The sequence below is a fragment of the Cellulomonas algicola genome (assembly GCF_003851725.1).
Lineage (GTDB): Bacteria > Actinomycetota > Actinomycetes > Actinomycetales > Cellulomonadaceae > Cellulomonas > Cellulomonas algicola.
The window spans coordinates 1-391 of record NZ_BHYL01000527.1 but is presented as its reverse complement, the minus strand read 5'-3'; the positions used below and the strand labels follow the sequence as shown (position 1 = coordinate 391).

The window sequence follows — 391 nt, the reverse complement described above, 5'->3', positions numbered from 1 at the left end:
GCCGTCGGCCGAGCCGGTGCCTGCGCCCGCGCCTGCGCCAGCACTCGTGCCCGCGCCCGCATCTCCGCCCGTCCCCGCGCCTGCGCCGGTGCCGGCGTCCGTCGCGTCGCCGCCGCCCACGCCCGCGGCCATGGCCGCACCCGGGCGGAGGTCGACGGTGACGTCGGCGACGAAGGAGACACGTGCGGGCGAGGGAGACGCCTCGGTGGCGCCGCCACCGGGCGATGTCGCCGGTGCCACCGTCACGGCGAGGACGCCGGTGTCGGTCGCCACGCCGTAGGTCCGCGCGCCCGCGCCCGCGAGCCGCCAGCCGTCCGACCGCCAGGGTCCGGCCGCGCGCGCCGCTCCCCCACGAGCGGCTCGGGCCTCGTCCGCGTCGGCGGGCGGGCGC

1 protein-coding gene is annotated in these 391 nt (G+C 82.1%); it reads right to left on the bottom strand.

Going from position 1 to position 391, the window contains the following annotated elements:
• Window positions 1–273 (bottom strand): hypothetical protein (locus CTKZ_RS22250; RefSeq protein WP_210766409.1); only part of this gene is annotated, 273 nt, incomplete at its 3' end.
• Window positions 274–391: the final 118 nt, after the last annotated feature.